Annotated in this window: 11 protein-coding genes and 1 pseudogene; 9 read left to right on the top strand and 3 right to left on the bottom strand. The window is 47.8% G+C overall.

Annotation, left to right across the window (positions count from 1 at the left end):
* The first annotated feature begins 199 nt into the window (after positions 1-199).
* Entirely contained in the window at positions 200-376 is a 177-nt protein-coding gene (locus IQ263_RS25355) for a hypothetical protein (protein ID WP_194070874.1), read from the top strand.
* A gap of 57 nt (positions 377-433) precedes the next feature.
* On the opposite strand, the gene IQ263_RS25360 is transcribed toward IQ263_RS25355, so the two are convergent.
* The 3 genes from IQ263_RS25360 to IQ263_RS25370 form a co-directional block, all read right to left on the bottom strand.
* Positions 434-871: a secondary thiamine-phosphate synthase enzyme YjbQ gene (locus IQ263_RS25360; RefSeq protein WP_194070875.1), complete on the bottom strand. Its 438-nt coding sequence runs from the start codon at positions 869-871 to the stop codon at positions 434-436.
* Between the two features lie 548 nt (positions 872-1419).
* The gene (locus tag IQ263_RS25365) at positions 1420-1602 is read right to left on the bottom strand and encodes a hypothetical protein (protein ID WP_194070876.1); all 183 of its coding nucleotides are present in this window, start codon (positions 1600-1602) and stop codon (positions 1420-1422) included.
* A complete protein-coding gene (locus IQ263_RS25370) occupies positions 1580-1795 on the bottom strand; it encodes a hypothetical protein (protein ID WP_194011692.1) in 216 nt (71 codons plus the stop codon). Before IQ263_RS25370 ends, IQ263_RS25365 begins: the two co-directional genes overlap by 23 nt.
* A gap of 611 nt (positions 1796-2406) precedes the next feature.
* Between IQ263_RS25370 and IQ263_RS25375 the strand changes: the two are divergent.
* From IQ263_RS25375 to IQ263_RS25405, 8 genes and pseudogenes are all read left to right on the top strand, one after another.
* Positions 2407-3933, top strand: a pseudogene (locus IQ263_RS25375) (ferredoxin--nitrite reductase); the annotation flags it as partial.
* A gap of 99 nt (positions 3934-4032) precedes the next feature.
* Positions 4033-4278 carry a 2Fe-2S iron-sulfur cluster-binding protein gene (locus tag IQ263_RS30040; RefSeq protein ID WP_339384760.1) on the top strand — a complete coding sequence of 82 codons (246 nt, stop codon included), beginning with the start codon at positions 4033-4035 and terminating at the stop codon, positions 4276-4278.
* A gap of 194 nt (positions 4279-4472) precedes the next feature.
* Positions 4473-5795, top strand: coding sequence for a CmpA/NrtA family ABC transporter substrate-binding protein (locus tag IQ263_RS25380; protein WP_194070877.1), 1323 nt, complete (start codon positions 4473-4475; stop codon positions 5793-5795).
* 169 nt (positions 5796-5964) lie between these two features.
* Positions 5965-6834, top strand: a complete 870-nt coding sequence (gene ntrB / locus IQ263_RS25385) for a nitrate ABC transporter permease (protein ID WP_194070878.1) — start codon at positions 5965-5967, stop codon at positions 6832-6834.
* Between the two features lie 264 nt (positions 6835-7098).
* Positions 7099-9123, top strand: a complete 2025-nt coding sequence (locus tag IQ263_RS25390; protein WP_194070879.1) for an ABC transporter ATP-binding/substrate-binding protein — start codon at positions 7099-7101, stop codon at positions 9121-9123.
* A gap of 103 nt (positions 9124-9226) precedes the next feature.
* Positions 9227-10879 (top strand): nitrate ABC transporter ATP-binding protein, encoded by a 1653-nt coding sequence (locus IQ263_RS25395; protein WP_194070880.1) that lies wholly within the window; start codon positions 9227-9229, stop codon positions 10877-10879.
* Between the two features lie 391 nt (positions 10880-11270).
* Positions 11271-13478, top strand: coding sequence for a molybdopterin oxidoreductase family protein (locus tag IQ263_RS25400; protein ID WP_194070881.1), 2208 nt, complete (start codon positions 11271-11273; stop codon positions 13476-13478).
* Between the two features lie 452 nt (positions 13479-13930).
* Complete coding sequence (locus tag IQ263_RS25405) at positions 13931-14236, top strand: RNA-binding regulator (RefSeq protein WP_194012852.1); 306 nt, start codon at positions 13931-13933, stop codon at positions 14234-14236.
* The last annotated feature ends 226 nt before the right edge of the window (positions 14237-14462 follow it).

The raw sequence follows: 14462 nt of genomic DNA on the forward strand, positions 1-14462 counted from the left end.
AAGCTGTTGTGCAAATAAACATTGTATATTTTGATGACAATCAAAAATCGTCAAATTCTCTCCCCCTCTCCCCTGATCCCCATCGGACCCTCAATCGCCATACACAATCTATATGAGCAACAGCTTAGTTCGAGCGTCCCTGCTCGCGAGTAGAATACGCGATCGGGGCTCCTCGCACGCTTAATAAAAAAAATGCTTTTTGCAAAACCGATCGGCTCCCGATTTTGTAGGCGATCGCCTAATATCAACTACATTCAAAAACAAACAACTAATGCCCGTAATTAAACAGCAAACTCCCGCCACTACCAGCACATTGCTACCCAAACGCATCACCCACGCAGAGTTAGTCCATAAAATTGAGGGATTGAGGGATTAATTGGTCAATATTTCATTCACTTGAAAACCGCTAGATGCAATTTAAATACACCACAACTTATTCGCCCATAATTTGAATACTTACACTTCTGTTTCGCGGCCCGTCTAAGTCAAAAAACAAAACACATTGCCAAGTCCCCAGTGCTAATTTACCTTCTGCAACTGGAATTACTTCGCTGGTACTGAGCGTCATGGCCATCAGGTGAGAATGAGCGTTGATCGGTTCGTCGGCTGGAACTATTCTTAAATGCAGGTCGTTGTGCAGGTATTTGTCACCAGGAGGCGCTAATTTTTGCAGGTATACTTTAATATCTGCTAGCAATCTTTCTTCATCTTCATTAATTGCTAAAGCTGTAGTAGTGTGTCTGGAAAAAACTATAACTTGTCCATTTTTCACTGCACTGCTATCAAGAAGCTGGACAATTTGAGGAGTGATGTTATAAACATTAATACCTGATTCTGTGAGTATTTCGATTGTTTGATTGATGATTTTCATAGGTTGCCTATTATCTCTAGCCCAGTTCAATAATTATAATTAGGTTGGTAGTGAGGACTTGAATCCTCAAATTCCTCAAAGACCGATCGCCCAAAATTATACCATTTATAAAAAATTGTTTCCTCAAGCCTTTCGGCACAGGTGCGCCGCTCTAAACAGTCGATTTGCAAGTTATATCAATTCCGGTTGCACTCCTCATGATGTTGACTGTTGACTGTTGACTGTTGACTGTTGACTGTTGACTGTTGACTGTTGACTGTTAAGAGGGCCCGCACGCACCATCCACCGCCCCTACTGACTGTTGACTGTTGACTGTGAATCGAACAACGGAAAATTGCACCGATATCCGTGGTGACTTGTAAAAATCATTCATGAATTGCTCTCTGATTTATCACCTGACGATGCAGCCGGAAACGATATTAGATCGCGCCCGCTCAATTAACTGCACGCACGAACCTTTGTTGTGTTATGGCAATCTACCGAAGATGATATTAGGGATTCATCGCTCCTCGACGCACCCTACTAATCATGTAAGTAAATCTAAAAGTCTAAAATCTAAAATCTAAAATCGACTGACGGCGAGGAGGGATAGTTTTGAGAAAAGCCAAGAAACTGCCTGCAACATATCCGTAGCGAGCATCGCGGGTTCCTTGAGACTCTGGCGGTAGTTTCTGCACTTGAAGCGCTGCATCAAATTTGTGAATGCTGTTAACCGATCGCCGACAATTCATTAACTATCTTGACTCTTCCCTTAAGCACGTAGCGCAGCAGTCGGTTGAGCGAATATATATCTTGCTCGTCGAGAGAGTCATCCAAAACAGCAGCCATCAAACCGTAGCGATCGGCCAATGTCAAACAGCCTGTATCGGTAACAGAGGCCAGTATTTCAGAAATAGCGCCGGGGATAAGTTGAATAAAAAGCATAAGACCTTCTCTGAATTCGATAGTTATATCATCTATCATTCTCCCAAAATCAACAGTGACGCTGGCAGAGTAGAGAATGTGATTTTTTGATGCTAATTGTGCGATCGCGACGCATCTAATTGTGTGACTAGCGGCGTTTTAAGTATGCGATCGGCGTCACAACATTATTTTATTATTTGCCAATTTCCCTCTCTCCCCTCCCAAATCTAAAGATTTACAAAGATTTTTCGGCTCTGTGGGTGTCTTTACCGACTACTCATGTATAAAACGCATGGTCAGTATGCAAAATCTTCATAAAACTCAATATTTTGTAAAAATAGCTACGAATCTTTACGGTGGTGGGTTTTACATTTGTTCGTAACAAAGGCGCATCGAAACCCAGCGATCGAACAATCGGTAGCAACCATAACAACCATAAATAGGTTGGCGGCCTTCGAGGCAGCGTCCAAAAAAGCTCAAGTATACAAAAGACCAACCATGCTTAAAAGAAATTCTATCGAGTAACTAAATATACAGTTTTAAATTCATACAGTCACTAAGGTTAGCAGGAAACACACTTTATGCTCCAAGTCAATACTTTTCCCGAAAAAGCGAGCCGCGAGGGTAAACCAATGACCCAAACAGTAGAACCAAAAACCAGCCAGAACAAATTTGAAAAACTCAAATCCGAAAAAGATGGCTTAGCAGTCAAAGCCGAATTCGATCGCTTCGCCCAAATCGGCTGGGAAGCAATGGACGAAATCGATCGCGACTACCGCCTCAAATGGTTCGGCATCTTCTTTCGGCCAGTAACTCCTGGGAAATTCATGATGCGGATGCGGTTGCCCAACGGCATCATTACCAGCAATCAAACCAGAACCATCGCAGAAATTGTACAGCGCTACGGCGACGACGGCAGCGCTGACATCACCACCAGACAAAACCTGCAACTGCGGGGAATTCGCATAGAAGATGTACCCGACATCTTCAGCCGCCTCAAAGCAGCGGGGATGACCAGCGTTCAGTCCGGCATGGACAACGTTCGCAACATCACCGGTTCCCCAGTCGCAGGCTTGGATGCCGACGAACTGATAGATACGCGGGAACTGGCGAACCAAGTCCAAGACATGATTACCAACAGCGGCGAAGGCAACCCCGCGTTTTCCAATTTGCCGAGAAAGTTTAATATTGCGATCGCAGGCTGCCGCGACAACTCAGTCCACGCCGAAATCAACGACATCGCCTTCGTACCCGCTTACTTGGACGGCAACATCGGGTTTAATGTTTTAGTCGGCGGATTCTTCTCCGCCAAACGCTGCGAAGCTGCAATTCCGCTCAACGCTTGGGCAAGTCCCAGCGACGTTGTAGATTTGTGCAAAGCAATTTTAACTGTATTTCGCGATCGAGGCCCGAGAGCAAACCGCCAAAAATCGCGCTTGATGTGGCTGATTGACGAACTCGGCATCGAACAATTCCGCGCCGCCGTCGAACAAGAATTAGGGCGCACATTGCTTCGGGCCGCCCTCAAAGATGAAATCATCTGGGACAAACGCGACCACATCGGCATCTACGACCAAAAACAAGCAGGACTCAAGTATGTAGGGCTGCACGTTCCCGTCGGACGGCTAACTGCATCGGATTTGTTCGATTTAGCCAGAATCGCCGAAGTCTACGGCAGTGGCGAACTCAGGCTGACTGTCGAAGAAAACGTGATTGTGCCCAACGTTCCCGAATCGCGGATTGAGTCGCTGCTGAAAGAACCGCTGTTGCAGCGTTTTTCGATCGACCCGGCACCCCTGACGCGAGCCTTACTTTCCTGCACCGGCTCCAAGTTTTGCAACTTCGCCCTCATTGAAACCAAAGCGCGCGCCGTCGCCATGATTGGGGAACTCGAAACCGAACTCTCCATTCCTAAACCGGTCAGAATTCACTGGACTGGTTGCCCCAATTCCTGCGGCCAACCCCAAGTAGCAGACATCGGTTTGATGGGCACAAAGGTTCGCAAGAACGGCAAAACCCTTGAAGGTGTAGACATTTACATGGGAGGGACGGTTGGCAAAGACGCTCATTTGGGTACTTGCGTCCAAAAAAGCATCCCTTGCGAAGACCTTAAACCAGTGCTGCATCAACTTTTAGTCGATAACTTCGGTGCCGTTCCCCATCAAGGAGATGTCGCTTCCCTCAACCGACAACTGCAACTGACGGTTGAGAGAGACGAAACGACACACGCGGCGACCAAACCTCAGACATCTACTGTTATTTTCGCCCGATCGGGCAAAACAGTTGCTTGCACCGAAGATGAATTTATTCTCGACGTTGCCGAACGGGCAGGAGTCGAACTCGACAGCAGTTGTCGTTCGGGAACCTGCGGCACTTGCAAGCAGAAACTTCTAGAAGGCAAAACAGTTTACGACAGTCAACCAGACGCGGCTGCCGATTTAGAACCAGGGTTCATTTTAGCTTGCAGCGCGCGGGCGATCGGCAAAGTGGCGATCGACGCCTGATCTCACAATGTGAGACGGATCGGGACAAACAAAATCATGTCATTTCACAGTCAACAGTCAACAGCGTCGCCCTGAGCGCAGTCAACAGTTAACAGTTAACAGTTAACAGTCAACAATCACCTGACGGTGCAACCGGAATTGATATCACATCTCACATTCCAACGATCTCAAAGTACAACAAGAATTCAAGACAAATGAGCAACCTTTCCCGCAGAAAATTCATCATCACCGTCGGAGCAACAGCCGCCGGCACACTCCTAGCCCACGGTTGCAGTTCCGGTTCCACCACATCTAGCGCAACTCCCAGCGGCGCAACTCCCAACGCCGCCCCAGCAGTCAACATCAACCCTGCCGACGCCCCCGAAGTTACCGGAGCCACTTTGGGATTCATCGCCCTCACCGATGCCGCACCCTTAATTATTGCCCTAGAAAAAGGCTACTTTACCAAATACGGCATGAAAGACGTAAAAATCACCAAACAAGCATCTTGGCCGGTGACGCGCGATAACCTAGAACTCGGTTCCGACAAAGGCGGCATTGACGGCGCGCACCTCCTATCCCCGATGGCTCACCAGATGACATTAGGCACAATAACCAAAGGCAATCAGCCAGTGCCAATGAACATTCTGGCGCGGTTAAATACTAACGGTCAAGGTATTTCCCTCGGCAAAAAATACCTAGATTTAAAAATCGGTACCGATAGCAAACCTTTTAAAGCAGCCCTCGCCAATCAGAAAGTTCCGATTGCTATGACATTTCCCGGAGGCACCCACGATTTGTGGATACGGTATTGGCTAGCAGCAGGCGGTATCAATCCAGATACAGATGTTTCCGTGATTCCCGTACCGCCGCCCCAGATGGTAGCTAACATGAAATCCGGCAGCATGGAAGCCTTTTGTGTAGGCGAACCTTGGAACGCTCAGCTAATTGCTCAAAAAGTAGGATACAGCGCCTTAATCACTGGAGAACTTTGGAAAGATCACCCAGAAAAAGCTTTAACTTTAAGAGCAGATTGGGTAGCCAAAAATCCCAAAGCTGCTAAAGCACTGACAATGGCTGTTCTCGAATCCCAGCAGTGGTGCGAAAAGCCAGAAAACAAAGAAGAGATGTGTCAAATCATCGGTAAAGATAGATGGTTAAAAGTTCCTGCAGCCGATATTGTCGCTCGATCTAAAGGTCAAATTGACTACGGTACAGGTCGCGTTGAAGCTGCTAGTCCACTGGCGATGAAATTCTGGGCTGACAATGCTTCCTATCCCTACAAGAGCCACGATGCTTGGTTTATCACTGAAAATATTCGCTGGGGTTATATGCCGGCTAATACCGATATCAAAGGAACCGTCGATAAAGTTAACCGCGAGGATATTTGGAAAGCCGCCGCCACAGCAATTGGTGTTCCTGCAGCCCAAATTCCTGCTACGACTTCTCGCGGTGTCGAAACCTTCTTTGACGGCATCAAGTTTGACCCCGAAAAACCTGAAGAATATCTGAAGAGTCTGGCAATCAAGAAAGCATAATTAGTTGAATTTTGACTGTTGACTGATGACTGTTGACTGATGACTGATGACTGTTGACCGATTTTTAACCTTAGTGGAGTTGCTTTTGTTGACTCAACCCACCCAGACACGGCGAACACTTCCAAGTATCTACAAATAATCGATTATTCACTAAGATACACTCAAAAATATGGCAACAAATCTCTCTGTTTCTAAAAGTAAAAATCCGGTAAATTTCGTTTTGGATTTGGTGCAAAAAAATCGCCGAAAAATCCTTCGACCTTTAGTTGCGATCGCAGTTTTGCTCACAATCTGGCAAATCCTCTGCCACGGTGATGGTTCCTCCTTGCCGGGCCCGGTTAAAGTTGTCAAAGAAACTTGGACTTTGATTATCGATCCCTTCTTCGACAACGGCGGTATCGACAAAGGTTTATTTTGGCAAATTTTAGCGAGTTTGCAGCGAGTGGCGATCGGCTTTACTTTATCAGCAATTCTCGGCATAAGTTTAGGGATATTGATCGGCACAAATCCTTTAATGTACGATGCTTTAGACCCGCTGTTTCAAGTATTTAGAACTATCCCGCCTCTAGCTTGGTTGCCGATCGCCCTGGCAGTATTTCAACAGTTCAATCCCTTTGAAGGTATGGGGCTAAAAACCAACGAAGTAGCAGCACTTTTTGTAATCTTGGCTACAGCAATTTGGCCGATTATCATCAATACCACAGTAGGCGTTCAACAAATACCCCAAGACTACAGAAACGTCGCCCGCGTCTTGCGCCTCCCCAACCGAAAATACTTCTGGAAAATCCTGATTCCATCTTCAGTTCCTTACATCTTCACAGGCTTGAGAATTGGCATCGGTTTGTCTTGGCTGGCGATCGTAGCGGCGGAAATGTTAGTCGGCGGTGTTGGCATCGGTTTCTTCATCTGGGATGCTTACAACAGTTCTCGACTAAGCTCCGTGATTCTAGCAGTGCTTTATGTAGGAATTGTCGGCTTGCTATTAGACAGAATAGTTGGTTTTATCGGTTCTAAAGTGGTTCCCGAAGAAAGCAAATAGGATTTGGGAATGGGGAATGGGGAATGGGTGATTAGTTATTTGTTATTTGTTATTTGTTATTTGTTAGGAGTTGGGAGTTAGGAGTTAGGAGTTAGGAGTTAGTAGTTGGTAGTTAGTAGCTTCTCTAATACTAAACAACCAATAACCAATAACCAATAACCAACAACTAATAACCAATAACCAACAACCAACAACCAATAACCAATAACAAATAACCAATAACAAATAATTGCCATCTACCAAGTAAAAACTACCTAAAAAATCATGTCAGTATTTGTTGAAGTAGACCACGTAGACCGCGTATTTAATCTGCCAAATGGAGAGCAATACATCGCTCTTAAAAATATCGAACTTAAAATTAAAAAAGGAGAATTTATCTCCTTAATCGGACACTCTGGCTGCGGCAAATCTACACTGCTAAATATCATCGCTGGTCTCGACAAGGCAAGTCAGGGCGGGATTACTTTAGAAGGGCGCGAAGTCCGCGATCCAGGCCCGGATCGGATGGTGGTGTTTCAAAATTATTCGCTGCTTCCTTGGCTGACTGTTCGCGAAAATATCGCCCTCGCAGTGGATGAAATCTACAGCGGTAACACTCAAGAAGAGCGCGAATTAGTCATAGAACACCATATTAAATTAGTAGGACTCGGACAAGCTGCCAAAAAACGGCCTGGGGAAATTTCTGGGGGGATGAAACAAAGAGTTGCGATCGCCCGCGCCCTCGCGATTCGCCCGAAATTGCTGCTGTTAGACGAACCCTTTGGTGCTCTTGATGCTTTAACTCGCGGCGGTTTGCAAGACCAGTTGATGAAAATTTGCCAGGAAAGCAAAGTCACCAGCGTGATGGTAACTCACGACGTTGACGAGGCTTTGTTGTTGAGCGATCGCATTGTCATGCTTACCAACGGCCCGGAAGCGCAAATCGGACAAATCCTCGAAGTGGACATTCCCCGCCCCCGCAAGCGCATGGAAGTTGTCAACCATCCGAGTTACTACGCGCTACGCAACGAAATTGTTTACTTCCTCAACCAGCAAAAGCGCGTCAAACAACGCCGGGCCCAACAACAACTACCTGCGATCGCCCGCAACGGCCTGGAAAAAGTCAACCTCGACATCGGGTTTATTCCCCTCACCGACTGCGCGCCCTTAGTCGTAGCCAAAGAAAAAGGATTTTTCAAAGCCCACGGCTTAGAAGAAGTTACCCTCGTGCGCGAACCAAGCTGGAAAGCAATTGCCAAAGGCGTAGCCCAAGGACGGCTGGATGCGGCGCAAATGGTCGCAGGAATGCCGATCGCCATGTTGTTGGGATTGGACGGCGAAGCCCCGGTGCCAGTCTGTAGCGCCCTCACTCTGTCTCGCAACGGCAATTCGATTGTTTTGAGCAAACACCTCTACAAACAAGGTATTCGGACATTAGAGGATTTCAAAGCGGAGATCGCCAGCACCCCCGACAAAGCTCACACCTTGGGGACGGTACACTCCGCCTCCATGCACAATCTGCTGTTCCGCTACTGGCTGGCCGCCGGCGGCATCGACCCCGACCTCGACGTGGGCTTGACCGTAATTCCGCCCCCGCAGATGGTATCGAATTTAAAAGCAGGTAACATTGACGGCTACTGCGCCGGCGACCCCTGGAACACCCACGCAGTCAACGACGGTAGTGGTTTTGTCATCGCCCGTTCCCTCGACATTCTGCCCGGACACATCGAAAAAGTTCTCGGTGTTACCGAAGATTGGGCTCAGAAATATCCTCAAACCCACGTCGCCCTCGTCAAAGCGCTTTTGGAAGCCTGCGACTACTGCGACGATCGCCGCAACCGCGAAGAAGTGCTGGGATTGATTTGTCAAGAACAATACATCGGCGCAGACTCCAAAAACATCCGCCCGGGATTCATCGATCCCTACAACTGCGGCACCGAGGCCGAACCCGAAATGCTCTACAACTTCAACCAGTTCTACGTTGACCAAACCAATTGTCCAGACCGCCTAGAAATGGTGTGGGTGATGGCGCAGATGGCCCGCTGGGGTCTGATTCCGTTCCCGAAAAACTGGGTGGAAGTGGTCGATCGAGTGTTGCGGCCCGATGTCTTCGGTCAAGCAGTTCGCGAGTTGGGTTTGCCGGATATTTCGAGAGTTCGTCGGACGATCGAGCTATTTGACGGCACTGTCTTTAATCTAGACGACCCGATCGACTATCTCCAGAATGTCAAAATCAAGCGCGGACTCCGCATTGAAGAAATCTTAATTGAACAAATAGGCAGTCAGTGTTCTATCAAAATCCCTGCATAACCAGTAAATAGGAAGAGGAAATGAGGAGTAAGGAATTAGGAAACAAGACTCCACATTTTCCGATTTCCACAACTCCCAAAATCCCTCTCAATCTAAAAGCTTCATGTCTAATCCTCAAAAACACAAGCCAATTTCTGAAAATATGCAAACTCTAACAACTCCCGAAACTACTAATTTTCAGACAGGAAAACCCGGTTTTTTAACGATAAAAAACGTATCCAAAGTCTACAAAAATCAGAAAGAACCTGACAAACCTTTTGTCATTCTCGACGGTGTAAACCTGACTATTAATGAAGGCGAATTTATTTGTTTGATCGGTCACTCCGGCTGCGGCAAATCAACTTTGCTGAACATGATTGCGGGATTCAACGGGCCGACCAGCGGAGAAGTTGCTCTGGAAGGTTCGCCGATTACTGAACCCGGCCCCGATCGCATGGTGGTGTTTCAAAACTACTCCCTACTACCTTGGCTGACTGCTACTGAAAACATCCACCTCGGTGTTGAAAGTGTTTATGCTGACAAGTCTGCAGAGGAACACAATGCGATCGTCAAACAAAACTTAGAATTAGTGGGGCTGACCGAAGCTGCTAATAAAAGACCGGGCCAATTGTCCGGGGGGATGAAACAGCGGGTGGCGATCGCCCGAGCTCTAGCAACTCGCCCCAAACTATTGATTTTGGACGAACCTTTCGGAGCTCTAGATCCGATTACGCGGGAAGAATTGCAGGAAGAATTGCTCAAAATCTGGCGCGAACACAAAATTACCGTCATCATGATCACTCACGATATTGATGAAGCTTTGTTTTTAGCCGATCGCATCGTGATGATGACCAACGGCCCCGCCGCTTCCATCGGCGAAGATATGCACATTCCCTTCAGCCGTCCCCGCAACCGCACGCGGGTAATGGAAGACCCCAGATATTACGAACTGCGGAACTTTGCTTTGGAGTTCCTGTTTTCTCGCTACGCCCACCACGAAGAAGATGAAGCAACGGAATCGGAAACAGAAACCGTCGCGATACCCCTGCCAGTACCTGCTGGCAAAAAACCTGCAGTTGCTGACAAGCCAAGGCCAGAGGTATCTTTTATGCCTCATGCTACTGAACCCGTAGAAGCTTCACCGCTGAAAGGAGCTATCTTCGCAGTGTCGTGGTTGGTAGCAATGGCTACTTTAGCAGCCGTCAATATGTCTGCGGTTTCCAGCCAGCTAAAGCAAGCGAAACTAGGAGAAACGGCACTCCAAGCGCCGACTGTGGCCGCGGTTGTGAGTTCTCCCCCCAGCCCTGCACCTGTTGCTGTTAGCCCTGCGCCTGTCGCTGCGAGTCCTGCGCCGATGATTGCTGCGAGTCCTGCGCCGATTGCTGCAAGCCCTGCGCCTGTCGCGAGTCCTGCGCCGATGATTGCTGCGACTAACAGCACCGGATCGGGGATTTCTGACAAAGCCGAACTCGATGCGATCGCAAACCAGTTATATGCAAAAATTGACCAAAATTGGAGGACAACTCCGACATTTACCGAAAGTTTGACTTATCGGGTCAAAGTGAAACAAAACGGCGATATCCTACAGTTCGATCCCACAAATCAAGCAGCTAAAGATTTTGTCAAAGAAACGCCTCTGCCGGTTTTGCAAACTCCAGCAGGTGTCGTCGCAGGCGATCTAACAACGGCTGAATTTCAAGTAAATTTTAGCCCCAGCGGCGTATTAGAAGTTAAAACAGCCCCGTCAGGGCGAAAGCTTCCCGCACGAGGCTCTTAGATTGCTATGAACAACCAAGTCAGTCGATTTTCGCATTCAAGATTTGAGCTTAAAAATTTATTTCACAGATAAATCTGGCAGCTTTAGCGGAAGTGTAAAATTTGGGATATCGAATCAGGAGTGTCTGGTTTCCGTTTTTGGTAATTAGTGTATTCACCCGCTGTTTTACAGGGGAGTTATAAACTGTCATAAACTGGCTGCAAATAAGAGCGATCGCGAGTTTTAGTAAGACAGCGGTTAATTTTAAATCAGGGTATTTTCCGCTGCTGTGAAGCGTTTTTTGGGTAATTTTGTAATAATTGATACATTGTTGGGAACAATTTGTTCTGATTATAATGACAAATTACCTATTATCCATGAGCTTTCAAAAATTAGCATCTAAAATCACCAGATGGAAACTATAAAAACTCTTTGCCCTTACTGCGGTGTAGGTTGCGGTCTAGAAGTTGTTCCCGACAAAAAACAAAGTTGGAAAGTTCGAGGCGATCGCAATCACCCATCAAGTCAGGGTATGGTTTGTATTAAGGGAGCAACGGTAGCAGAGTCCATTCGGAGCGATCGGCTACTTTATCCGATGATGCGAGACACTCTCGACCAACCCTTCCGCCGCGCTAGTTGGGACGAAGCTCTCGATGCCATTGTTAACCGCATCCAAACAATTCGCAGCACCACTGGCCCCGATGCTTTGTGCGTTTACGGTTCGGGTCAATTCGTAACAGAAGATTATTATGTTGCTCAGAAACTCATGAAAGGTTGTCTGGGTACAAATAATTTTGATGCGAATTCTCGCTTGTGTATGTCTTCAGCAGTTTCGGGATACGTTCAAAGCTTTGGTTCGGACGGGCCACCTTGCTGTTACGACGATTTAGAATTAACAGATTGTGCTTTTATTGTCGGTAGCAATACAGCGGAATGCCATCCGATTGTGTTCAACCGCTTGGCAAAATATCACAAAAAAAATCCAAATGTCAAGATGATTGTGGTAGATCCGAGGCGGACTCCGACTGCTGAAGCGGCAGATTTGCACTTAGCAATTAAGCCCGGTACGGATATAGATTTGTTCAATGGCATTGCATATTTACTGTTGCGAAAACGGGCAATAGACCCTGAATTTATTCAAGACTGCACGGAAAATTTTTCAGCTTTTGCGGAAGTTATTAGCAGCTACACGCCGGATTTTGTCGCCTCGCGCTGCGGTATTAGTGTTAGCGATTTAGAAACGGCTGCCCGTTATTGGGAACAGTCGCAGCGGGTTTTGTCGCTGTGGTCGATGGGCATCAACCAGTCCTCCGAAGGCACGGCCAAGGTGCGATCGCTAATTAATTTGCACTTGATGACCGGTCAAATCGGCAAACCGGGATGCGGCCCGTTTTCCCTGACCGGCCAGCCAAACGCGATGGGAGGGCGGGAAGCCGGAGGACTCTCTCACCTACTCCCCGGTTACAGATTTGTGAAAAATGCCGAACACAGAACCCAAGTCGAGAAGTTTTGGGGAATTGCACCGGGAAGCATTTCCCCAAATCCCGGCCGCACTGCTTGGGAGATGATTTTGGGATTGGAAACTGGCGATGTCGAGTTGCTGTGGATTGCAGCTACTAATCCGGTAGTGAGTATGCCGGATTTGGAACGGACAAAGGCTGCTTTGCTGCGATCGCCCTTGACGATTTATCAAGAAGCTTATTATCCCACGGAAACCTCAGCCTACGCTCACATCCTGCTGCCGGCAACCCAGTGGAGCGAAAAAACCGGAGTGATGACAAATTCCGAACGCCGCGTTACTCTCGGCCCGGGTTTCGACATTCCTTCAGGTGAAGCGCGCGATGACTGGAGCATTTTTGCTGAAGTCGGCCGCCGCTTGGGTTTTGCCGAACATTTTGCTTTCGACAGCAGCGCTGACGTATATCAAGAGTTTGTGCAGTTGACAAGGGGCAGGCCTTGCGATGTAACTGGCCTGAGTCACGAATATTTGCGCCTCCAAGGCCCCCAGCAGTGGCCCTGTCCCGAAAACGAGCCTCCGCATCCAGCCAATGAAGCGAAACGGCTGTATACTGACAGGCGTTTTCACACCGACGACGGGCGGGCAAAATTTTCGGCTTATCACTCGCGGGGACTCGCTGAACCTCCAGATCCTAACTATCCGTTTGTGTTGACGACGGGGAGACTTTACGGACACTGGCACACCATGACGCGCACGGGTAGAACTGAGAAAATTAATCAGTTGCACCCCGATCCGTTTTTGGAAATTCACCCGCGCGATGCTGCGAAATTGCAGATTAATGAGGGGGATTTGCTGGAAGTTCGATCGCGCCGCGGTAAGGCTCGGTTTCCGGCAAAAGTTACTAAGGCGATCGCCCCTGGTACGCTATTTGTACCGATGCACTGGGGTGCTCTGTGGGCCGAAGAAGCTGAAGCCAATGCTATGACTCATTCGGCAAGTTGTCCCGATTCCAAACAGCCAGAGTTAAAAGCTTGTGCGGTGCAATTGGTGTTGGTGGGGGCCGAAACAGCAGCGCCGGCTGTGGCAGAAGTTGCCGCAGGGGTTGAGGAATTTAATTGGGCCAAATCCACTGTCGCCGTTACTTCTCTATCTGGCCTGTGACTTTGGGATTTGACATACTCACCTAGCCGGATCGATCTCATTACCTGGGTTTCGTCCCACAGACTCCGGCAAAATCGTAATTTTTTGTTAAGGAACCGGGTTTCAAGGCAGTCAAGTACGGCACAATCCCCGGTTGCTCTATTTTCGTCAAAACTTCTCTCGCCCTAGCAATTGTGACCCACACGCACCGAAAGAACGGCGCGATCGGGAACTCCTGGCAAACCAGGATAATTCAATTAATTTAGGGTCAGCTTTTCCTGTTTGATTCGGGGTTTTTCGTCTCGCCCAAAAGCTTGCGGCATTCTTTTGGATCGATCGGCTCAAAAAATTGCAGTTTGCAAGTATAGGTGCTATGATTGTTTTCACAAAGCTTTATTTTCGGCAGTACAGTTCGTTCGATCGGCGTTCCTCCGGATTTAAATCTCTACAACCTCGATTCTGGAGAATGTTCAATGTCAATCTATGTCGGCAATTTATCCTACGAAGTAACGCAGGAGCACCTCAGCCAAACTTTTGGTGAGTACGGCACAGTCAAGCGCATTCAAGTGCCTGCTGACCGTGAAACAGGTCGGATGCGCGGTTTCGCTTTTGTAGAAATGTCTACTGAAGCAGAAGAAACCGCCGCCATTGAAGCTCTTGACGGTGCTGAGTGGATGGGTCGCGACCTCAAAGTCAATAAGGCAAAACCCCGCGAAGAACGTGGTTCTTCTAACAGCGGTAACTGGGGCAACAACGACCGCTCCTCTCGTCGCTACTAAACCATTTAGAGCTAAATTTTTAGCTCGATCGTGTGTTTGCCCGATCGAAAACGGAGTCAACAATCATAATTTGTTGAGAATAGATAGTTGATTCTGCGATCGCATCGAGCCTTGAAATCCTCAAAATGTTGCCAAACAACAGCTTGAGGTTTTTTTTATGTCAAATTTTTATCCGCGCCTGTAGAAGCTTGTATCTAACTTGAGAGGGGGAGAGAGGGGGAGAGGG

The organism is Tychonema sp. LEGE 06208 (assembly GCF_015207505.1).
Taxonomy (GTDB): Bacteria; Cyanobacteriota; Cyanobacteriia; order Cyanobacteriales; family Microcoleaceae; genus Microcoleus.

Excerpts from the sequence above, each read along its gene's own strand:
- IQ263_RS25360 (WP_194070875.1), bottom strand. The coding sequence starts at position 871 with ATGAAAATCATCAATCAAACAATCGAAATACTCACAGAATCAGGTATT.
- IQ263_RS25365 (WP_194070876.1), bottom strand. The coding sequence starts at position 1,602 with ATGAATTGTCGGCGATCGGTTAACAGCATTCACAAATTTGATGCAGCG.
- IQ263_RS25370 (WP_194011692.1), bottom strand. The coding sequence starts at position 1,795 with ATGCTTTTTATTCAACTTATCCCCGGCGCTATTTCTGAAATACTGGCC.
- IQ263_RS25380 (WP_194070877.1), top strand. The coding sequence starts at position 4,473 with ATGAGCAACCTTTCCCGCAGAAAATTCATCATCACCGTCGGAGCAACA.
- ntrB (WP_194070878.1), top strand. The coding sequence starts at position 5,965 with ATGGCAACAAATCTCTCTGTTTCTAAAAGTAAAAATCCGGTAAATTTC.
- IQ263_RS25390 (WP_194070879.1), top strand. The coding sequence starts at position 7,099 with ATGTCAGTATTTGTTGAAGTAGACCACGTAGACCGCGTATTTAATCTG.
- IQ263_RS25395 (WP_194070880.1), top strand. The coding sequence starts at position 9,227 with ATGTCTAATCCTCAAAAACACAAGCCAATTTCTGAAAATATGCAAACT.
- IQ263_RS25400 (WP_194070881.1), top strand. The coding sequence starts at position 11,271 with ATGGAAACTATAAAAACTCTTTGCCCTTACTGCGGTGTAGGTTGCGGT.
- IQ263_RS25405 (WP_194012852.1), top strand. The coding sequence starts at position 13,931 with ATGTCAATCTATGTCGGCAATTTATCCTACGAAGTAACGCAGGAGCAC.